Source organism: Roseburia sp. AM23-20, assembly GCF_003470905.1.
Classification (GTDB): Bacteria; Bacillota; Clostridia; order Lachnospirales; family Lachnospiraceae; genus Roseburia; species Roseburia rectibacter.
Genome location: NZ_QRHS01000027.1, coordinates 973 through 23,509 on the forward strand (window position 1 = coordinate 973; position 22,537 = coordinate 23,509).

At 42.7% G+C, this 22,537-nt stretch carries 13 protein-coding genes, 3 tRNA genes and 2 pseudogenes (1 of these 18 cut by a window edge); 15 read left to right on the forward strand and 3 right to left on the reverse strand.

Translation table 11 applies throughout. From position 1 onward, the window contains the following. The 12 genes and pseudogenes from DW650_RS19590 to DW650_RS16370 form a co-directional block, all read left to right on the forward strand. Positions 1 to 57 (forward strand) — tRNA-OTHER (locus DW650_RS19590); it begins 71 nt to the left of the window's first position. A 34-nt stretch (positions 58 to 91) separates the two neighbouring features. After that, positions 92 to 165 (forward strand) — tRNA-Arg (locus tag DW650_RS16320). A gap of 204 nt (positions 166 to 369) precedes the next feature. Beyond that, positions 370 to 4,266 (forward strand): DNA-directed RNA polymerase subunit beta, encoded by a 3,897-nt coding sequence (gene rpoB / locus DW650_RS16325; RefSeq protein ID WP_117920696.1) that lies wholly within the window; start codon positions 370 to 372, stop codon positions 4,264 to 4,266. A gap of 19 nt (positions 4,267 to 4,285) precedes the next feature. Then, the gene (gene rpoC, locus DW650_RS16330) at positions 4,286 to 7,957 is read left to right on the forward strand and encodes a DNA-directed RNA polymerase subunit beta' (protein WP_118210538.1); all 3,672 of its coding nucleotides are present in this window, start codon (positions 4,286 to 4,288) and stop codon (positions 7,955 to 7,957) included. A gap of 295 nt (positions 7,958 to 8,252) precedes the next feature. Beyond that, entirely contained in the window at positions 8,253 to 8,672 is a 420-nt protein-coding gene (gene rpsL, locus DW650_RS16335; protein ID WP_006859047.1) for a 30S ribosomal protein S12, read from the forward strand. Between the two features lie 338 nt (positions 8,673 to 9,010). Next, a complete protein-coding gene (gene rpsG / locus DW650_RS16340; RefSeq protein WP_207661930.1) occupies positions 9,011 to 9,481 on the forward strand; it encodes a 30S ribosomal protein S7 in 471 nt (156 codons plus the stop codon). 168 nt (positions 9,482 to 9,649) lie between these two features. Next, positions 9,650 to 11,767, forward strand: a complete 2,118-nt coding sequence (gene fusA / locus DW650_RS16345; RefSeq protein ID WP_117920699.1) for an elongation factor G — start codon at positions 9,650 to 9,652, stop codon at positions 11,765 to 11,767. 225 nt (positions 11,768 to 11,992) lie between these two features. Next, entirely contained in the window at positions 11,993 to 13,180 is a 1,188-nt protein-coding gene (tuf, locus tag DW650_RS16350; protein ID WP_118210539.1) for an elongation factor Tu, read from the forward strand. Positions 13,181 to 13,316: 136 nt separating this feature from the next. Next, positions 13,317 to 14,231, forward strand: a pseudogene (locus tag DW650_RS20665) (DMT family transporter); the annotation flags it as partial. A gap of 204 nt (positions 14,232 to 14,435) precedes the next feature. Further along, positions 14,436 to 15,098 (forward strand): annotated as a pseudogene (locus DW650_RS20670) (endo alpha-1,4 polygalactosaminidase); the annotation flags it as partial. 128 nt (positions 15,099 to 15,226) lie between these two features. Further along, on the forward strand, positions 15,227 to 15,757 hold the full coding sequence (locus tag DW650_RS16365; protein ID WP_118210540.1) for a helix-turn-helix domain-containing protein: 531 nt from the start codon (positions 15,227 to 15,229) through the stop codon (positions 15,755 to 15,757). Positions 15,758 to 15,845: 88 nt separating this feature from the next. After that, entirely contained in the window at positions 15,846 to 16,907 is a 1,062-nt protein-coding gene (locus tag DW650_RS16370) for a CPBP family intramembrane glutamic endopeptidase (protein WP_118210559.1), read from the forward strand. Positions 16,908 to 17,052: 145 nt separating this feature from the next. Here the strand turns inward: DW650_RS16370 and DW650_RS19800 are convergent, their stop codons facing one another. Continuing rightward, the gene (locus tag DW650_RS19800) at positions 17,053 to 17,205 is read right to left on the reverse strand and encodes a hypothetical protein (RefSeq protein WP_186900061.1); all 153 of its coding nucleotides are present in this window, start codon (positions 17,203 to 17,205) and stop codon (positions 17,053 to 17,055) included. Positions 17,206 to 17,309: 104 nt separating this feature from the next. After that, on the reverse strand, positions 17,310 to 18,344 hold the full coding sequence (locus DW650_RS16375) for a pectinesterase family protein (protein WP_118210541.1): 1,035 nt from the start codon (positions 18,342 to 18,344) through the stop codon (positions 17,310 to 17,312). 142 nt (positions 18,345 to 18,486) lie between these two features. Between DW650_RS16375 and DW650_RS16380 the strand changes: the two genes are divergently transcribed. Further along, positions 18,487 to 19,233, forward strand: coding sequence for a class II aldolase/adducin family protein (locus DW650_RS16380; RefSeq protein WP_118210542.1), 747 nt, complete (start codon positions 18,487 to 18,489; stop codon positions 19,231 to 19,233). Continuing rightward, entirely contained in the window at positions 19,230 to 21,344 is a 2,115-nt protein-coding gene (locus DW650_RS16385) for a glycogen debranching protein (RefSeq protein ID WP_118210543.1), read from the forward strand. Before DW650_RS16380 ends, DW650_RS16385 begins: the two co-directional genes overlap by 4 nt. Before the next feature lie 65 nt (positions 21,345 to 21,409). Here the strand turns inward: DW650_RS16385 and ymfI are convergent, their stop codons facing one another. Beyond that, entirely contained in the window at positions 21,410 to 22,141 is a 732-nt protein-coding gene (ymfI, locus tag DW650_RS16390) for an elongation factor P 5-aminopentanone reductase (protein WP_186900059.1), read from the reverse strand. Between the two features lie 246 nt (positions 22,142 to 22,387). Here ymfI and DW650_RS16395 point away from each other — a divergent pair. Continuing rightward, positions 22,388 to 22,461, forward strand: a tRNA-Pro gene (locus DW650_RS16395). The last annotated feature ends 76 nt before the right edge of the window (positions 22,462 to 22,537 follow it).

Below are 22,537 nucleotides of genomic sequence, written 5' to 3' on the forward strand. Positions count from 1 at the left end.
CAGGACTTAAAATCCTGTTGTAGAAATACAGTACCGGTTCGATTCCGGTCGCCGGCATTGTATCTGGTTTCAGATACAATGAATTAAATATGTGTGCGTAGCTCAGCTGGATAGAGCACTTGGCTACGGACCAAGGTGTCGGGAGTTCGAATCTTCTCGCGCACGTATGTATGGAGACATGATTTATCATGTCTCTTTTTCTATATATAATTTAAAAAAGTTCTTGACGTAATCTCCTCTCTTGTGCTATCATATACGTTGCACTATTGTGGTGCAGTGGACTTAGTGCGCTTATTCGCAGAAGTCCGGTAACGTTATAAACAACGGGTTCTGCCCTTATGTTAATAAAAACGAGAGGTGAAACGTCAAATGGAGAAAAACAGAATACGACCAGTCAAAGCCGGTAAAGGCATGCGTATGAGTTACTCAAGACAGAAAGAGGTATTGGAAATGCCGAATCTGATAGAGGTTCAGAAAGACTCCTATCAGTGGTTTTTAAAAGAAGGCTTAAAAGAAGTTTTCGACGATATCTCCCCAATCGCAGATTACAGCGGTCACTTGAGTCTGGAATTTGTTGATTTTACATTATGTGAATCAGATGTAAAATATACAATTCCGGAGTGCAAAGAGAGAGATGCAACTTATGCAGCACCTTTAAAGGTAAAGGTAAGACTTCACAACAAAGAAACAGATGAGATTAATGAACATGAGATTTTCATGGGTGATCTTCCTTTGATGACCGAGACAGGTACTTTCGTAATCAACGGAGCCGAGCGTGTTATCGTCAGCCAGTTGGTACGTTCTCCGGGTATCTATTACGGTATTGCTCACGATAAAGTGGGTAAAAAGCTGTATTCCTGTACCGTGATCCCGAACCGTGGTGCATGGTTAGAGTATGAGACAGACTCCAATGACGTATTCTATGTTCGTGTTGATAGAACGAGAAAGGTGCCGATCACAGTATTGATCCGTGCACTTGGTATCGGAACCAATCAGGAAATCATCGATCTGTTTGGTGAGGAACCGAAGATTCTTGCAAGTTTTGGAAAAGACGTTGCAACAAATTATGAGGAAGGTCTTCTTGAGTTATATAAGAAAATCAGACCAGGCGAGCCGCTTACAGTTGAAAGTGCGGAGAGCCTTATTTCTGCTATGTTCTTTGATCCGCGAAGATATGATCTTGCAAAAGTAGGCCGTTACAAATTTAATAAGAAACTTATGTTAAAGAACCGTATCAACGGACAGGTTCTCGCAGAGGATGTTGTAAATCTTGCAACTGGTGAGATCATTGCAGAGGCTGGTACGGAAGTGACAAGAAGTCTTGCAGATGATATCCAGAATGCAGCTGTTCCATATGTATGGATTCAGACAGAGACTAGAAATGTCAAAGTTCTTTCTTCCATGATGGTTGATTTAAGAACATATGTGGACTGCAATCCAAAAGACCTTGGTATCACCGAGCTGGTGTACTATCCGGTACTTGCTCAGTTGATGGAAGAACATACAGATATTGATGAATTAAAAGAAGCGATCAAAAAGAATGTGCATGACCTGATTCCGAAGCATATTACAAAGGATGATATTTTTGCATCCATTAACTACAATATGCACTTAGAGTATGGTATCGGTAATGATGATGATATCGATCACCTTGGAAACAGACGTATCCGTGCAGTTGGTGAGTTATTACAGAACCAGTATCGTATCGGTCTTTCCAGATTAGAGAGAGTTGTTCGTGAGAGAATGACTACTTTAGATTTAGACGGTATTTCTCCACAGAGTCTGATCAATATCAAACCGGTAACAGCAGCGGTAAAAGAGTTCTTTGGTTCTTCCCAGTTGTCACAGTTTATGGATCAGAACAACCCATTAGGTGAGCTGACACATAAGAGACGTCTTTCTGCATTAGGACCTGGTGGTCTTTCCAGAGACCGTGCCGGATTCGAGGTACGAGATGTACATTATTCCCATTACGGAAGAATGTGCCCGATCGAGACACCTGAGGGACCAAACATCGGTCTTATCAACTCACTGGCAAGTTATGCAAGAATTAACGAGTATGGTTTCGTAGAGGCACCATACCGTAAAATCGATAAATCAGATCCTAAGAATCCGCGTGTCACAGACGAAGTAGTTTATATGACAGCAGATGAAGAGGATAATTACCATGTAGCGCAGGCGAATGAGGCACTGGATGCAGAAGGACATTTTGTCCGTAATTCCGTATCTGGTCGTTACAGAGAGGAAACACAGGAGTATGAGAAGACTATGTTTGATTACATGGATGTATCTCCGAAGATGGTATTCTCTGTCGCAACAGCACTTATTCCGTTCTTACAGAACGATGATGCAAACCGTGCGCTGATGGGATCTAACATGCAGCGTCAGGCAGTGCCGCTTCTTACCACAGATGCTCCGGTAGTCGGAACAGGTATGGAGACAAAGGCAGCGGTTGACTCCGGTGTATGTGTGATCGCAAAGAAATCCGGTATTGTAGAAAGCTCTGAGTCAAACCAGATCATCATTAAGAGTGATGAGGGAACCAGAGATGTATATAAACTGACAAAATTCTCAAGAAGTAACCAGTCTAACTGCTACAACCAGAGACCGATCGTATTCAAAGGTGACCGTGTGGAAGCCGGAGAGGTAATCGCAGATGGTCCGTCTACTTCAAACGGTGAGTTAGCACTTGGTAAAAACCCACTGATCGGATTCATGACTTGGGAAGGTTACAACTACGAGGATGCTGTTCTCTTAAGTGAGAGACTGGTACAGGATGATGTTTATACATCTATCCATATTGAGGAATACGAAGCAGAAGCACGTGATACAAAACTCGGACCGGAAGAGATCACAAGAGATGTTCCTGGTGTCGGCGATGATGCGTTAAAAGATCTCGATGAGAGAGGTATCATCCGTATTGGTGCAGAAGTTCGTGCCGGTGATATCTTAGTCGGAAAAGTTACTCCGAAGGGAGAGACTGAGCTGACTGCGGAGGAGAGACTGCTTCGTGCAATTTTCGGTGAGAAAGCAAGAGAAGTTCGTGATACTTCCTTAAAAGTACCACATGGTGAATATGGTATCGTAGTTGATGCGAAAGTATTTACAAGAGAAAACGGTGATGAGTTATCTCCTGGTGTAAATCAGGCAGTCCGCATTTACATCGCACAGAAGAGAAAGATCTCTGTCGGTGATAAGATGGCTGGTCGTCATGGTAATAAGGGTGTTGTTTCCCGTGTACTTCCTGTTGAAGATATGCCATTCCTGCCAAACGGACGTCCGCTTGATATCGTATTAAATCCTCTTGGTGTGCCGTCCCGTATGAACATCGGTCAGGTCCTTGAGATCCACTTAAGTCTTGCTGCAAAGGCACTTGGATTTAACATTGAAACACCGGTATTTGATGGTGCAAAAGAGATCGATATCCAGGATACACTTGAGCTTGCAAATGACTATGTAAATATGCCGTTTGATGCGCAGGAAGCAGCAAAAGAAGGCAAAACAGAGAGTTTTGAAGAAAAATACAAAGATATCTTAAGAGAAGACGTTATGAAGTATCTTTCTGATAACCGTGCGCATCGTGCACTGTGGAAAGGTGTTCCGATTTCCCGTGATGGAAAAGTTCAGCTTCGTGACGGACGTACCGGAGAGCCGTTTGATTCACCGGTAACCATTGGACACATGCATTATCTGAAACTCCACCATCTGGTAGATGATAAGATCCATGCACGTTCTACTGGTCCTTACTCCTTAGTAACGCAGCAGCCGTTAGGTGGTAAAGCACAGTTCGGTGGACAGCGTTTCGGAGAGATGGAGGTTTGGGCACTGGAAGCATACGGTGCATCTTATACCTTACAGGAGATCTTAACAGTAAAATCCGATGATGTTGTCGGACGTGTTAAGACTTATGAAGCAATTATTAAGGGTGATAATATCCCTGAGCCGGGTATTCCGGAGTCTTTCAAGGTTCTGTTAAAAGAGCTTCAGTCACTTGGTCTGGATGTCAAAGTCTTAGACGAGGACAGAAACGAAGTAGAGCTGATGGAGACAAGCGAATACGGCAATACCGATCTGAATTCCATTATTTCCGGAGATAAGGATTTTGCATTTGAGGACAGTGATTCCTTTGCAAAGATGGGATTCTCACAGAAAGAGTTCAATGCGGAAAATGAAGAACTCGTAGATGTGGATGAGGAGCCGGAGGAAGATGAGGATGATTCCGACTTTTTCGACGATGCAGAAGAAAATACTCTTGACGAAGAATAAATAGAAAGGGAGTGTCATAATGCCAGAAACAATGAGTAAAGAAGCCACAGGTCAGTCTATCTCATTTGATGCCATCAAAATTGGATTGGCGTCTCCGGAAAAGATCCGGGAGTGGTCTAGGGGTGAGGTAAAGAAACCGGAAACCATTAACTATAGAACTTTAAAACCGGAAAAAGATGGTCTGTTCTGTGAAAAGATATTTGGACCGAGCAAAGACTGGGAATGTCATTGTGGTAAATATAAGAAAATCCGTTACAAAGGCGTTGTCTGCGACCGATGCGGTGTTGAGATCACAAAAGCAAGCGTTCGTAGAGAGCGTATGGGACACATTGAGCTTGCAGCTCCGGTATCCCATATCTGGTACTTTAAGGGTATCCCATCCCGTATGGGATTAATCCTTGACTTATCCCCGAGAACTCTTGAAAAAGTTCTTTACTTTGCTTCTTATATCGTACTGGATGCGGGCAATACCGCATTACAGTACAAACAGGTACTTTCCGAGAGTGAATATCAGGAAGCAAGAGAGCAGTACGGCAGTTCTTTCCGTGTTGGAATGGGTGCCGAAGCTATTCAGGAATTATTACAGGCGATCGATCTTGAGAAAGATTCCGCTGAGTTAAAGGCAGAGCTTGAGGATGCAACCGGTCAGAAACGTGCAAGAATCATTAAGAGACTGGAAGTTGTAGAGGCTTTCCGTGAGTCTGGAAACAAACCGGAATGGATGATCATGACAGTTATCCCGGTTATCCCACCAGACTTACGTCCTATGGTTCAGCTCGATGGTGGACGTTTTGCAACATCAGATCTGAATGATTTGTACAGACGTATCATCAACCGTAACAACCGTTTAAGAAGACTCTTAGAGTTAGGAGCACCGGATATCATCGTCCGCAACGAAAAACGTATGCTTCAGGAAGCAGTTGATGCCCTGATCGATAATGGTCGTCGTGGCCGTCCTGTTACAGGTCCTGGTAACCGTGCATTAAAATCTCTTTCTGACATGTTAAAAGGTAAATCCGGACGTTTCCGTCAGAACTTGCTTGGAAAACGTGTTGACTACTCCGGACGTTCCGTTATCTGTGTAGAGCCGAAGTTAAAGATTTATCAGTGTGGTCTGCCGAAAGAGATGGCAATCGAGCTGTTCAAACCGTTCGTTATGAAAGAGCTTGTTGCAAACGGTACCGCACACAACATCAAGAGTGCTAAGAAGATGGTCGAGAGACTCCAGACAGAGGTCTGGGATGTTCTCGAAGACGTTATCAAAGAGCATCCGGTTATGTTAAACCGTGCTCCTACACTGCATCGTCTTGGTATTCAGGCATTCGAGCCGATCCTCGTAGAAGGTAAGGCGATCAAGTTACATCCGTTGGTATGTACCGCGTTCAACGCCGACTTCGATGGTGACCAGATGGCTGTGCATCTTCCACTTTCTGTAGAAGCACAGGCAGAGTGCCGTTTTATGTTACTTTCACCGAACAACCTGTTAAAACCGTCTGATGGTGGTCTTGTTGCCGTTCCTTCACAGGATATGGTACTTGGTATCTACTATCTGACACAGGAAAGACCGGGAGCAAAAGGTGAAGGTAAATTCTTCAAGAGTGTAAACGAAGCAATTCTTGCATATGAGAATGGCGTAGTAACGCTTCATTCAAGAATTACTGTCCGCATGACAAAGACTATGCCGGATGGAACAACACTTACCGGAAATGTAGAATCTACACTGGGACGTTTTATTTTCAATGAGATCATCCCACAGGATCTTGGATTTGTAGACAGAAGTATTCCGGGCAACGAATTAAAACTGGAAGTAGATTTCCTTGTTGCAAAGAAACAGAATAAACAGATTCTGGAAAAAGTTATCAATATCCATGGTGCAACAAAGACAGCAGAAGTTCTTGATGCTGTAAAAGCTATGGGTTACAAATACTCCACAAGAGCAGCTATGACCGTATCCATTTCCGATATGACCGTACCGCCTCAGAAGCCGCAGATGATCAAAGATGCACAGGATACTGTTGACCGTATCATGAAACAGTATAAACGTGGTCTTATCACTGAGGAAGAGCGTTACAAAGAGGTTGTTGAGACCTGGAAAGAGACCGATGAGGAACTGACACATGCACTTCTTTCCGGACTTGATAAATACAACAATATCTTCATGATGGCTGACTCCGGAGCCCGTGGTTCCGATAAACAGATCAAACAGCTTGCCGGTATGCGTGGACTTATGGCAGATACAACCGGTCGTACGATCGAGCTGCCGATCAAGTCAAACTTCCGTGAAGGTCTTGATGTACTTGAGTACTTCATGTCCGCACATGGTGCTCGTAAAGGTCTTTCCGATACTGCACTTCGTACGGCTGACTCCGGTTATCTGACCAGACGTCTTGTTGATGTTTCACAGCATATGATCGTTCGTGAGTCCGACTGCTGTGAGGGTACAGGCAGAGAGATCCCTGGAATGTGGGTAACTGCGTTCATGGATGGAAAAGAAGAGATCGAGAGTCTTCAGGAGCGAATTACAGGACGTTTCTCCTGTAACACGATCTGTGACAAAGATGGAAATGTCATTGTAAAAGCAAACCATATGATCACACCGAAACGTGCAGCTGCAGTCATGAGCCAGGGTGTTGATGAAAATGGCGAGCCACTTAAGAAAGTTAAGATCCGTACCGTATTATCCTGCCGTTCCCATATGGGTGTCTGCGCAAAATGTTACGGTGCAAACATGGCTACAGGTCAGGCTGTACAGGTTGGTGAGGCAATCGGTATCATCGCGGCACAGTCTATCGGTGAGCCTGGTACACAGCTTACCATGCGTACGTTCCATACCGGTGGTGTTGCCGGAAACGATATTACTCAGGGTCTTCCTCGTGTCGAGGAGATTTTTGAGGCAAGAAAACCTAAGGGTCTTGCAATCATCACAGAGTTTGGCGGCGTAGCAACCATTAAGGATACTAAGAAGAAACGTGAGATCATTGTTACAAATAATGAGACCGGAGAGTCAAAGGCATATCTGATTCCTTACGGTTCCAGAATCAAGATCATGGATGGCGCAGTGCTTGAGGCCGGTGATGAGCTGACAGAAGGTTCTGTAAATCCACACGATATCTTAAAGATCAAAGGTGTCCGTGCAGTTCAGGATTACATGCTCCGTGAGGTACAGCGTGTATACCGTCTGCAGGGTGTAGAAATCAACGATAAGCATATCGAGGTTATCGTACGTCAGATGTTACAGAAAGTACGTGTTGAGACAAACGGTGATTCAGAGATGCTTCCGGGTGTGTTAGTAGATACACTTGATTTCGAAGATACCAATGAAAAACTGATTGAAGAAGGAAAAGAGCCGGCAGAGGGCAAGCAGGTATTACTTGGTATTACCAAGGCTTCTCTTGCAACAAACTCCTTCTTATCAGCAGCATCCTTCCAGGAGACAACAAAAGTTCTTACAGAAGCTGCGATCAAAGGTAAAGTTGATCCATTGATCGGTATGAAAGAGAATGTTATCATCGGTAAACTGATCCCTGCCGGAACAGGTATGAAGAGATACCGTAACATTAAACTGGATTCCGATATCAATGAGGATGATGAGCTGATGTTTGATGATTTCGATGACTTTGATGATTATGAGGATGAAATTCCGATGAACGAAGAAAATGAGATCGAAGAAGCTCCGGTAGAGGAAGAATAAAATAATATTTATGAGAAGAACTGTCGCACCAGCTGATAAAAGTCAGTGGTGCACGGTTCTTTTTTTTATTTATAGGATTTTTTTGATTCATAGGATTCTTTTTTCTGGCAGCTGGAAAAAATATGTATAATTCACAAGAAACTGGAAAAAATAGATAAGGGTGCAAAAAAAACAGATTATTATAGAAGAAAGTCTGAAAATAGAAAAAAGGCTTGACATACAGGAATTGCACTTATATAATAATTTAGCATGCATATTTAGGGATGCATATTTAATATAACAGGAGGTGAAAATAATGCCAACATTTAACCAGTTAGTAAGAAAAGGACGTCAGACATCTGTTAAGAAGTCTACTGCACCTGCACTTCAGAAGGGTTACAACTCCCTGCAGAAGAGACCTACAAATACTTCTTCTCCGCAGAAGAGAGGTGTATGTACCGCTGTTAAGACAGCAACTCCTAAAAAACCTAACTCAGCTCTTAGAAAGATCGCCAGAGTTCGTCTTTCCAACGGAATCGAGGTAACAAGCTACATTCCAGGTGAGGGACACAACTTACAGGAGCACAGCGTTGTTCTGATCCGTGGTGGTCGTGTTAAGGACTTACCAGGTACAAGATATCACATTATCCGTGGTACACTTGATACAGCAGGAGTCGCTAACAGAAAGCAGGCTCGTTCCAAATACGGCGCTAAGAGACCAAAGGCTTCTAAGTAATTTTAGGTATTGGACCGAAGTTGCTTGATAATTTAGCGAACCATAGTATCACATTTGTTGTATCTGGCATATTTTGCCGGATGGACTATAGGTTGGTGTTGGGATTATTATCACAAACGATAGATTTCCGCACGAACATTATGGCGAAATAGATGGTCTTTGACCGATATTTTACACATTGTGAGTACCGTTGAATTAATCGAAATGAAGTTCACTGAAACAGCCTGCCGATAGCGGTATGCTGTCAGGTAGTAAGGCTGTAAATGGCGGCATTGCCGCACTCAGTAAATGCAGAAAATATTTCTGTATAGTAAATTATGATTAAGGAGGGAAGAACCGTGCCACGTAAAGGACATACTCAGAAAAGAGACGTATTAGCAGATCCGTTATACAACAATAAAGTGGTTACCAAACTTATCAACAACATCATGTTAGATGGTAAGAAAGGTGTTGCTCAGAAAATTGTATACGGAGCTTTCACAAGAGTTGAGGAGAAAACAGAGAAACCAGCTCTTGAGGTATTTGAAGCAGCAATGAATAACGTTATGCCTGTTCTTGAAGTAAAGGCAAGACGTATCGGTGGTGCAACATATCAGGTACCGATCGAAGTAAGACCGGATCGTCGTCAGGCGTTAGCACTTCGCTGGCTGACCACTTACTCTCGTGCCAGAGGTGAGAAGACGATGGAAGAAAGACTTGCGAACGAGATCATGGATGCAGCAAACAATACTGGTGCATCTGTTAAGAAAAAAGAAGATATGCACAAAATGGCAGAGGCAAACAAGGCTTTCGCGCACTACAGATTCTAGGACGAAAGGAATCTCCACGAAGCCTTTGCATTCGCGCATTACAGATTCTAATAAAATCTATAGTGTCTCCGCGAAGCTGTTGCTTTTAAATATGGAATTTTTGATCGCTGCGTGAGCATTTGCTTTCGCGGCGATAGCATATCGTTAGTAAATTAAGGAGGAAATACCTTGGCTGGAAGAGAATATCCATTAGAGAGAACCAGAAACATTGGTATTATGGCTCACATCGATGCTGGTAAAACAACATTGACAGAGCGTATTCTTTACTATACCGGTGTTAACTATAAGATTGGTGATACTCATGAAGGTACTGCTACCATGGACTGGATGGAGCAGGAGCAGGAAAGAGGTATCACGATTACATCAGCCGCTACAACATGTCACTGGACATTGGAAGAGTTCACAAAACCAAAGGCAGGTGCATTAGAGCATCGTATCAATATCATTGATACCCCAGGTCACGTTGACTTTACAGTAGAGGTAGAGCGTTCACTCCGTGTACTTGACGGCGCTGTCGGCGTCTTCTGTGCAAAGGGTGGTGTTGAGCCTCAGTCAGAGAATGTATGGCGTCAGGCTGATACCTACAATGTACCGCGTATGGCATTCATCAATAAGATGGATATCTTAGGTGCAAACTTCTACGGCGCTGTTGACCAGATCCGTACAAGATTAGGAAAAAATGCAATCGTTCTTCAGTTACCGATCGGTAAAGAAGATGATTTCAAAGGTGTTATTGACTTATTCGAGATGAAAGCATACATCTACAACGACGATAAGGGTGATAATATCACTGTTACCGACGATTTAGGTGATATGAAAGATGATGCAGAACTTTATCGTTCTGAATTAATCGAGAAAATCTGCGAGTTAGATGATGACTTAATGATGATGTACCTTGAGGGTGAAGAACCATCCGTAGAGGAAATGAAAAAAGTATTGAGAAAAGCTACCTGTGAATGTACAGCTGTACCTGTTTGCTGTGGTTCTGCTTACAGAAACAAAGGTGTTCAGAAACTTCTTGATGCGATTATCGAGTACATGCCGGCTCCAACAGACATCCCTTCAATCAAGGGTGTGGATCTGGATGGAAATGAAGTAGAGAGACATTCATCTGATGATGAGCCGTTCTCCGCTTTAGCATTCAAGATCATGGCTGACCCATTCGTAGGAAAACTTGCTTTCTTCCGTGTATACTCCGGTAGCATGGCAGCAGGTTCTTACGTTCTCAATGCAACAAAAGATAAAAAAGAGCGTGTTGGACGTATCCTTCAGATGCATGCAAACAAGAGACAGGAGCTCGACAGAGTTTACTCTGGTGATATTGCAGCAGCAGTTGGATTTAAGTTCACCACAACAGGTGATACAATCTGTGACGAGCAGCATCCTGTAATCTTAGAGTCCATGGAATTCCCAGAGCCGGTTATCGAGCTTGCTATTGAGCCGAAAACAAAAGCTGGACAGGGTAAGATGGGTGAGGCTCTTGCAAAACTTGCAGAAGAGGATCCTACATTCCGTGCGCATACTGATCAGGAAACAGGTCAGACAATCATCGCTGGTATGGGTGAGCTTCATCTGGAGATCATCGTTGACCGTCTCCTTCGTGAATTCAAGGTAGAGGCAAACGTTGGTGCACCTCAGGTTGCTTACAAAGAGACATTTACAAAACCTGTAGATGTTGAATACAAATATGCAAAACAGTCTGGTGGACGTGGACAGTACGGACACTGTAAAGTTAAATTCGAGCCGATGGACCCGAACGGTGAAGAAACATTCAAGTTCGAGTCTACCGTAGTTGGTGGTGCTATTCCGAAGGAATACATCCCGGCAGTAGGTGAAGGTATCGAAGAAGCAGCTCAGGCTGGTATTCTTGGAGGATTCCCGGTACTTGGCGTACATGCTAATGTATACGATGGATCTTACCATGAAGTCGATTCATCCGAGATGGCATTCCACATTGCCGGATCTATGGCTTTCAAGGAAGCTATGCAGAAGGCAAGTCCGGTATTACTTGAGCCGATCATGAAGGTTGAAGTAACTATGCCAGAGGAATACATGGGTGATGTTATCGGTGATATCAACTCCCGTCGTGGACGTATCGAGGGAATGGATGATATCGGTGGCGGTAAACTTGTAAAAGCTTATGTTCCGCTTGCTGAGATGTTCGGATATTCTACAGATTTACGTTCTAAGACACAGGGACGTGGTAACTACTCTATGTTCTTCGAGAAATATGAGCCAGTACCAAAGAATGTACAGGAAAAGGTATTAGCAGATAAATCTAAATAATCGGTTACCTGCTTTTCCTGCGGAAAAAGTATTAGCAGATAAATCCAAATAATTGGTTGACTGCTTTTACTGAAATTAAAACATCCGGATTTCCTATATTTTATAGGAAATCCGATAGAAATAGCTTGAAAAACCAATGATTATTTTATATAATCAGAGTTAGCCGAGTTATTGAAAATAACAACTATAGCCCATAGGGCATCATTTTAAGGAGGATATTCAAAAATGGCAAAAGCTAAGTTTGAAAGAACAAAACCACATTGTAATATCGGTACCATTGGACACGTTGACCATGGTAAAACAACTTTAACAGCTGCTATCTCTAAAGTATTAGCTGCAAGAGTTGCTGGTAACACAGCTACAGATTTCGATAACATCGATAAAGCTCCAGAAGAGAGAGAGCGTGGTATCACAATTTCTACTGCTCACATCGAGTATGAGACAGAGAAGAGACATTACGCACACGTTGACTGCCCAGGTCATGCCGATTACGTTAAGAACATGATCACTGGTGCTGCTCAGATGGATGGTGCTATCCTCGTTGTAGCTGCTACTGATGGTGTTATGGCTCAGACAAAAGAGCACATCTTATTATCCCGTCAGGTAGGTGTACCTTACATCGTTGTTTTCTTAAACAAATGCGATATGGTAGACGATCCAGAGTTAATCGAGTTAGTAGAGATGGAAGTTACAGAGCAGCTTGAAGAGTACGGCTTCGAAGGATGCCCAATCATCAAAGGTTCTGCTTTAAAAGCTCTTGAAGATCCAAACGGCGAGTGGGGAGACAAGATCATGGAGTTAATGGATACTGTTGATGAGTACATCCCAGATCCACAGCGTGATACAGATAAACCATTCTTAATGCCAGTTGAGGACGTATTCACAATCACAGGTCGTGGTACAGTTGCTACCGGACGTGTTGAGAGAGGTACATTACACTTAAATGATAACCTTGAGATCCTTGGTGTTAAAGAGGAAGTTCAGACAACAGTTGTAACTGGTATCGAGATGTTCCGTAAACAGTTAGACGAGGCTCAGGCTGGTGATAACATCGGTGCATTACTTCGTGGTATCAACCGTGATCAGATCGTTCGTGGTCAGGTTCTTGCTAAACCAGGTACAGTTACATGTCATCGTAAATTCACAGCTCAGGTTTACGTATTAACAAAAGATGAGGGTGGTCGTCATACTCCATTCTTCAACAACTATCGTCCACAGTTCTACTTCAGAACAACAGACGTAACTGGTGTATGTAACTTACCAGCTGGTACAGAGATGTGCATGCCAGGTGATAACATCGAGATGACTATCGAGTTAATTCACCCAGTAGCTATGGAGCAGGGTCTTACATTCGCTATCCGTGAGGGTGGACGTACTGTTGGATCAGGTCGTGTTGCTACAGTTATCGAGTAATTTATAATTGCTTAAAATTAAGGGTTCCCAGTGATGGGAGCCCTTTTTTGATATTATTTTGAAACTATAATGTAATTTTAGTGAAAAAATGGTAAACTGTTATTTGTTATTTTAATAATTTGAAAAGAGGCAGAAGATGAACAACAAAACAACCAGAAACAGTCTACTACTATTAGTGACGGCAGCTGTCTGGGGGGCAGCTTTTGTGGCGCAGACAGTTGGCGGACAGGCGATCGGAGCGTATTCATTTAATTGTATCCGCAGCATTATCGGTGCATTGGTGTTGATTCCGGTTATGAAGTTTTTGGACAAAAAAAATTTATCACCGAAAAGACCAAAGACAAAGGAAGATTACAAACTTTTGATAAAAGGCGGAATCTGCTGTGGAGTGGCACTCTGCATTTCTACGAATTTACAGCAGCTTGGAATCCTGATGGGAGCCAGTGCTGGAAAAGCGGGTTTCCTGACAGCAGTTTATATTTTGCTCGTGCCGATCTTAGGTTTATTTTTACATAAAAAATGTGGTATGAATATATGGTTTGCAGTTGCGCTTGCACTGGTGGGACTGTATTTTTTGTGTATGCAGGATAAGAATGGATTTCACCCGGCAGATTTGTTACTTCTTTGCTGTGCGTTTGGGTTTTCTATTCAGATTTTATTTGTCGATTATTTTTCACCGAAGGTGGATGGGGTACGTCTTTCCATGATCCAATTTCTTGTAACCGGGGTGCTGACTTCAGTTCCAATGTTTGTGGTTGATATGCAGCATTCAATCCCAGGGATTGAGGTGTGGGCGCAAGCTTTTTTATCATGGTCGGCATGGGTTCCGATTTTATATGCAGGAATTATGTCCTGTGGGGTTGGATATACATTGCAGATCATTGGTCAGAATGGGCTGAATCCAACAGTGGCATCTCTTATCATGAGTCTGGAAGCCGTGTTTTCAGCCGTGTTTGGATGGCTGATTTTGAATCAGAAACTTAGTACGAAAGAGATATTTGGCTGTTGTCTGATTTTTGCAGCAATTATTCTGGCGCAGCTTCCGGTGAAAGGGAAAAATAGGAGAAAAATGAAAAAAATAAAATATTCTGGTAAACAGAATTTAGCATTAATATTATTGTTTGCCGTATTTCTAGGGTTATTTGCAGATCCATGTGCGATCAATGCAAAGGCGGATCAAAAGAAAAAAGACTATGGTGTATTTTTAAGCATTGATTCGTCTAAGATGCAGAAATTATACGCATACAAACTTGTGGTCATTGATGCACAGTATTTTTCGGCAAAAGAGATACGCGCCCTGCATAAGAAAGGTGTAAAAGTTTATACCTACTTAAATGTCGGGTCCATTGAAAAATTTCGTGATTATTATAAAAAATATGAACATCTTACGATTGGGAGTTATGAGAACTGGGAAGAGGAAAAGTGGGTAGATGTTTCCAATAAGAATTGGCAGAAGTTTATCGGAAATTTGTCAAAGAAGCTGTTGAAAAAAGGCGTGGATGGTTTCTTTATTGATAATTGTGACGTTTATGATTACGCAAAGACAAAGCAGAATTTTACAGGGCTTGCAAAGATACTGAAAAATGTTAAGCGCCTTGGAAAAGATGTCGTAATCAATGGTGGGGATGTTTTTGTCACGAAATACAGAAAAACATATGGTTCAGCAAAAGACATTATGACTGCAGTTAATCAGGAATGTGTGTGGAGCAGTATTCAATTTAAAACAGGTTCGTTTGGAAAACAGACCAAAGCAGCGCGCGGATATTTTACTGATTATGTTAAGAAATGTAAAAAGGATGGAATGAAAGTTTATCTGCTGGAATATACAAAAGATAAAAAGCTGATCAGACAGATCAAAGAGTATTGCAAAAAAAATAAATTTCATTATTATATCTCAGATTCGATCGAACTTGATTAGTGCATTTTGTAGCGTGTAAACGATGGATAGAGTCTGGTAAACAAGGCATCGGTTGAAAATTCGGTGCCTTTTTGCTATCTTTTGGGTAAAAAGGCTATGGATGTCAGACATGGCAGGAAAGGAAAACTATGGAAGCAAAAGAATTAGGAGCATTTATCGCACAGATACGCAAGGAAAATCAAATGACACAGGCACAGCTAGCAGCCTGCCTGAAAGTCACAGACAAAGCTGTCAGCCGTTGGGAGAGGGGAATGGGATTTCCGGATATCCAGACCCTAGAACCTTTGGCAGAGGCACTGGGCGTTACTTTGACAGAGCTGATGAAATGTCAGAAGATGCAGCAGCAGGAGGTAAGTGTGCAGGATACTGATGCGGTGATCGAGGCGGGCATTGATATCGCAAAATATCAGCAGAAGATGCAGAGAAAAAAGATGATGCAGGGTTTTGGACTGATTGTAGCAGGTGCATTTGTAATTTTTAATGCAGTATATCTGCATGCCAGCGTAACATTCAGTGCGATATTGCCGAATAGCGCAGATGGACCGGCTGCAGTATTTTATGCGGGAAAACTTGGTGATGTAAAACCATACATCTGGGGAATGGTCGGTGTAGCTGCGATCGCAGGAGGAATCATCCGAATCATCCGTGGACGGAGATAGAACAGCAGTTAATGCAATTGACAATGCAGAACAAAATCCTTACAATAAAAAGGTAACATTTATTGATTGTAAGGGGAGGAGTTTTGGAATGGAACAAAAAGAGATGGCAAAAAAGAGGTTAATTATTTATGTGCTTATTGCCTATGGTCTGACCTATCTCATGGGAATTCTGATGTGGTATGGCAGTACAAAGGGTTATGACCTTACGGCATTTCCAACGGCGCAGATGATGTATCCGGCCACAGGCGTGATCATTGGACTTTTTCTGGCACACAAAGGAGAAAAGATTCTGCCGACAGGTTTTTTTATTACGGTTCTGGCAACAACTGGAGTCCTGATTGTACTTGCGCTTTTATCCGTATTTTCTCCGGTGGAGGATTTGAATATTGCAGGAATGACGATGTCCGTTTATAATCTGATCTCACAGTATGTACTTATCATTGGGAGTATCGTGGCATTCATTTTTCTTGCGGTTGCAGGAAATGAAAAGAGGGCAGCTGCGGGACTGACCAGACAAAACTGGAAAAGTGCTGTGTTTATTGTACTTTTATTTGTGGGTATTTATATTGTAAGAACTGTAGTGTCGATGGCAGGACAGGGCGTGTCTGACGGCAATGGAATGCAGTATGTAAAAGAATGGGCGGCAATGTTTAAAGATCCTGTGATGTGGCTGAATATCGTTGCACTTCCGATCAATTATTTTTTTGTATTTATTGCATTTTTCGGAGAAGAATATGGCTGGAGATATTATCTGCAGCCCATTTTACAGAAAAAGTTCGGTCTTCGTGCAGGTGTGATCGTGCTTGGTGTGGTATGGGGACTGTGGCATATTCCGGATGATCTGTTTTATTATACACAGACATCGGGAATCCAGATGATTTTTGCACAGCAGATCACCTGTATTGCACTTGGAATCTTTTTTGCATATGCTTATATGAAAACAAAAAATATCTGGGTGCCGGTCTGCCTGCATTATCTGAATAACAACCTGATACCGATCATTTCAGGTACATTTTCCGCAGATGTTCTGGAAAATCAGACTGTAAGCTGGAAAGAACTTCCGGCTGCGCTGGTGCTAAATGGATTGTGCTTTGGATTTTTCCTGCTTGCAGATGTGTTCAAAAAGAAAGAAGTTCAAAAAGAGGATTAATTTGAAGAAAAATTAACTGTAAAAAGCATATGGTGTCATATGAAAAAGCGCATGTACAGTAAAAAAGATTGTCAGAAAGATGATTTTACTGCATATGCGCTTTTGGTTCATGACAATAGAAAGCCTGCAGAACGTGAATTCTATTTTAAAACATGATTTTTGATTTATTTTTTAACAGTCTGGCACCATTTACGATCAGAAGAATCCCGGCGGTGATTCCACCCGCAAGGACACAGATACCAACTGCCAGTGTACAAGCCCCGGTAGAACCCATTGTCTTATAAATTTTTTCGTCCATCTTATATGCCCCCTTTGTTTGGATTTCTCATATTCTTAATGTATATTATTCTATCATTATTCTCATGAATATACAAACCTAGATTAAAAAATATCTGATAAAAATTACAGTTCATCGGGTGTCCAGTCACCGAGAACCAGTTTTCTTGCAAAGTGTCTGGCCTGTTGTTCATCCAGATTTTGAACAAAATCAGCCTGGTCAGAAAGTGGACGGCAGTCAGAGGTTGCGGGGTAACTTGCGTATTCGGCATAACATACCGTTTCATGTGTATTTTCGTGGTTCCAGTCATGAAAACCGGCAGGATGGATATGCGCGCCAAGTTCACAGGAAATCAGGATCGTTTTTGCATAGTCGCGCCATGGTCTGCCAAGATAGACAGATCCGGCAGGGCAGTCTTTGGAGATGAACCGGCAGTCGGAAAAAACGTAGCCGTATGCCTGACCTTTTGGTGTGGAGGCGGCAGTTACATAGCCCTGGATAAGAGGGAATGCAGATGTATCGGAAAGCGCATCGGACTGGGCTGATGTTTTTGTGCGCAGCAGGGATTCTATGGTGCAATGTTCAAAATATGCTGTGGCACTGCCAAAAATAAAGTCAATATCGCCGCAGATATAGCAGTTTTTATAATAATGTCTGCCGTTGATACGCGGGGCAAACTGTTTTGGACCGATGAATCCTCCGGGCTGTCGTTCTGTTTCAGGAAGCGGTCCGGTAAAAAGTGTGTCCTGATGTCCGAGAAGGCGGCAGGAATCGATCGTAAGGCGGTCACCGTCAGCATAGAGAGCGATCGCCTGTCCATGTGTGGCAGAATCTCCCGAAGCGTTTTCAACGGTGAGATTTTGAAGCGTTACATCATGTGTATCTATAAACAGTGTATATGTGCGGAAGGTACCACGCTTACTTCCATCGGGCATCAGATCCAGGGCATAATCATCATAGGTGATGACAGTATCGGAATTGTTTTTACCCATACCACGCAGTGTAACATAGGGTTTATCTATAGTCAGTTTTTCATGATAAATGCCCGGTTCGATTTCAATGACAGTTGGTGTCTGATCAGCGGCAGGAATATGTGCTATTGCAGCACTGATAGTGGAAAAATGATCCGGATTGCTGGAAACATGGAGTATTTTTTGCATGGGAAAATCCTTTCTTTGTTTCTTAATATTTTCTGAGGATAGTATAACACAGATATTGTCTGGTTGAAATTGGGAAAGAGGATGTTTATAATAGAATATAAAATAGGAAAAAGGTACAGTATTGAAAGGTGTGGAGATTATTATGGAACTAAGTTATAAGGAAATCAGGGCACAGATCTGTGATGTATGCCATAAGATGTGGCAGCTGGGATGGGTTGCGTCAAATGATGGAAATGTGTCGGTAAAACTTTCGGATGGTACATTTTTGGCAACACCGACAGGCGTGTCAAAAAGTATGGTAACCCCGGAAATGATCGTGCATATAGATAAAACAGGGGAGATTATTGAAGCCATGGACGGTTATCGTCCGTCGTCTGAAATGAGGATGCATTTCAGATGCTATGAGGAACGTGAGGATGTCGGCGCAGTTTTGCATGCACATCCTCCGGTTGCGACAGGGTTTGCCGTGGCAGATATCCCTCTTGATGAATATTCCATGATTGAGACTGTGCTCGCACTTGGTTCGGTGCCAGTTGCGCCTTATGCGACACCTTCCACGGATGAAGTGCCGGATGCCATTACTCCGTATCTGCCAGAGCATGATGCGATCCTGCTGAAAAATCACGGAGCTGTGACGGTAGGTGCTGATGTCTATACGGCATACTATAGGATGGAAACATTAGAGCAGTTTGCAAAGATCACGCTGACGGCACATCTGCTTGGTGGTGCAGAAGAGATCGACCGGGAAAATATCGACAGACTTGTGGACCTTAGAAATAATTATTATAAAATGAGTGGAAAACATCCGGGGTATAAGAAATATAGCAGGCATTTTGCTCCGCAAAACAAGGAGGAAAATACTCCCAAAAAGAAAGGAGGATTAAAATGAGTACAGGCAGACATAAACAGGAACGCGGCGTTGGGCTGCAGCCATTGGATGAGATCAATGGATATCAGGTACGTCCGGGTTTTTATAACAGGGATGGTGCGACAGCAACCACAAGAGGTGTCAGCTTTACGATCCATTCCTTTGGTGCGACAGCATGTTATCTTCTGTTGTTCCAGCCGCAGGAAAAAGAGCCATATGTGACCCTAAAATATCCGGAGGCTTATCATATTGGAAACACATATTCCATGTTCGTTTTTGGATTGAAAATCGAAGAGTTTGAATATGCATTTCAGTTGGACGGACCTTATGATGAGAAAAAAGGTTTATTGTTCAATAAAGAAAACATTTTGCTTGATCCGTATGCGAGGGCGGTGACAGGACAGAGAAACTGGGGAGAGCGTCCGGAAGGCGGAGCAGATTTTATTTATCATGCCAGAGTTGTGGAAAATAACTTTGACTGGGGAGATATCCGCCCGACTGAGCATCCGTTTGAAGATCTTGTCATCTACGAGATGCATGTAAGGGGATTTACAAAAGATGCATCGTCCGGTGTGACACCTGGAGCAGAAGGCACCTATGAGGGACTGCGGCAGAAAATCCCATATTTAAAAGATCTTGGGGTAAATGCAGTTGAACTGATGCCGATTTTTGAATTTGACGAGATGGAAAGCACCAGAGTAGTGGATGGAGAACGTCTGTATAATTACTGGGGGTACAATACTGTCTGCTTTTTTGCTCCGAATACCAGTTATACATCAGTTGTAGAGCATAATCATGAAGGTGATGAGTTAAAAGAACTGATCTATGAGTTAAAGGAAAACGGTATTGAGGTCATTTTGGATGTTGTGTTTAACCATACAGCGGAGGGAAATGAACAGGGACCGTGTTTTTCTTTTAAAGGAATTGATAATAATACTTATTATATTCTGACACCGGATGGCTACTATTATAATTTCAGCGGCTGCGGTAATGTCATGAACTGTAATCATCCGGCGGTAAGACGTTTTATCATTGATTGTCTGCGATACTGGGTAACGGAGTATCGTGTGGATGGTTTCCGTTTTGATCTTGCATCTATTCTGACGCGTGATGAAAAAGGAGCACCGATGGCAGATCCGCCATTACTCCAGGCTATCGCATGTGATGCGATCCTTGGAAAGGTTAAACTGATCGCAGAGGCATGGGATGCAGGCGGACTTTATCAGGTTGGAAGTTTTCCGTCATGGAACCGTTGGGCAGAATGGAATGGAAGATACCGTGATGATATAAGACAGTTTTTAAAAGGCACGGATGGAATGGCAGGAACAGCGATCACACGTATCACAGGCTCGAAAGACCTTTACCCGAAGCACCGTGGTGACAGTGCATCTGTCAATTTCATCACCTGTCATGATGGATTTACATTGTACGATCTATATGCCTATAATACAAAGCACAATGAAAAAAATGGCTGGAATAATTCTGACGGAGATAACAACGGAAATAGCTGGAACTGTGGAGCAGAGGGTGAGACGGATGATCCGCAGATCGAAGGCCTGCGCCTTAGAATGGTCAAAAATGCATTTGCGACACTGATGTGCAGCAGGGGACCTGCCATGTTTTATGCTGGAGACGAATTTTGTAACACACAGTTTGGCAATAATAACGCTTATTGTCAGGATAATATCATATCCTGGCTTGACTGGAGCAGGTTGGAAAAATATCGGGAGATCCATGATTTCTTCCGTTATATGATCGCTTTTCGTAAAAAATATCCGGTTCTGCGCCGCTCGACAAAAAAAGCGCTTTGCGGACTCCCGGAGATCAGCATTCACAATGGTTTTCCATGGAATGGAGGAACTGATTTTACCAGCAAACTGATTGGTATTATGTATGCCGGTAGGGATGATGCAAATACCAGAGATGATATTATTTTCTATGGAATGAATGCGTACTGGGAAACGCTTGTCATGCAGCTTCCGGAATTACCGAATAATCTGCAGTGGAAAATTTGTGTCAATACGAATGTAGAGTATGAGGACGGAAAAGATGTAGAATCACAGACGGAATTTTATTATAAAAAATCGTTAAAAATCCCGCCGAGAAGTGTGGTTATTTTAGTGGCAGAATAGATATATAACAAAATCAGCCAGTGACATGCGATCGTGCATGAAACTGGCTGATTTTGCAGAAACATCTATAGCCAGCCGCCATCAAGTGTGATGATCTGTCCAGTCAGATAGTCATTTCCATTAGCAAGCTGCACGGCAAGATGTGCAACTTCTTCCGGTGTTCCAAATCTTCCGGCAGGAATCTCATCGGCAAGTTCTTTACGTTCTTCTTCAGAAAAGCAGGCATTCATCTGTGTATCGATCACACCACATGCGATCGCATTGACCTGGATATTACTCGGAGCAAGTTCCTTTGCAAGTGCTTTTGTAAAAGAATTGATTCCGCCTTTGCATGCGGAGTATGCAACCTCGCAGGAGGCGCCGGCGATGCCCCAGACGGAAGAAATATTGATGATCTTACCTTTTTTTTCATGCACCATATGCGGGATGGCGAGCCGGCTGGTAGAAAAAACAGAGGTAAGATTTGTGGAAACGATATGATTCCAGTCATCAATTGACATATCTGTCAGCAGACCTATATAGGAAATTCCAGCATTATTGATCAGGATATCTATGCCACCAAAATGCTCTGTGATCTGGGTAAATAATTGCTCGACATATTCAAAGGAGGAAATATCGCCGATACTGGCGAGTACCTCGGTATGATAAGTATCTTCCAGTTCTGTTTTTAAACTCATAAGTTCCTGTGTGGATTTCGAACAGGTAATGATCAGGCGGTCGCCTTCTGCTGCAAATGCAGTTGCGATCGCGCGTCCGATCCCGCGGGAAGCTCCGGTGACTAATACAGTTCTATTCATAAAAATCTCCATTTCTTAATAATTTGTTGTTTTAGTATATTGTGTGTAAAATCAGCACATGATCCAATTCGTTGTCCGTCAATCATGCAAGCATGTTGACTCTCTTGCGCTCATTGTATCATGAAAAAAATCAGAAGACAATTTTTGAAAAATGATGAAATTTAAATAAAAAAGTAAAAATTAGGTATGGACATTTTCAGAAAGATGTGATAATATAATCAAGCACGATTCAAGACAACTTGATTACGGCGCGTGGCTCAGCTTGGTAGAGCGCTGCGTTCGGGACGCAGAGGTCGCAGGTTCGAATCCTGTCGCGCCGACTATATGAAACCTTTGAGAATAAAGGGAGAATGAAAAAGGACTTTCCAAGATGGAAAGTTCTTTTTTTGTGGTCTG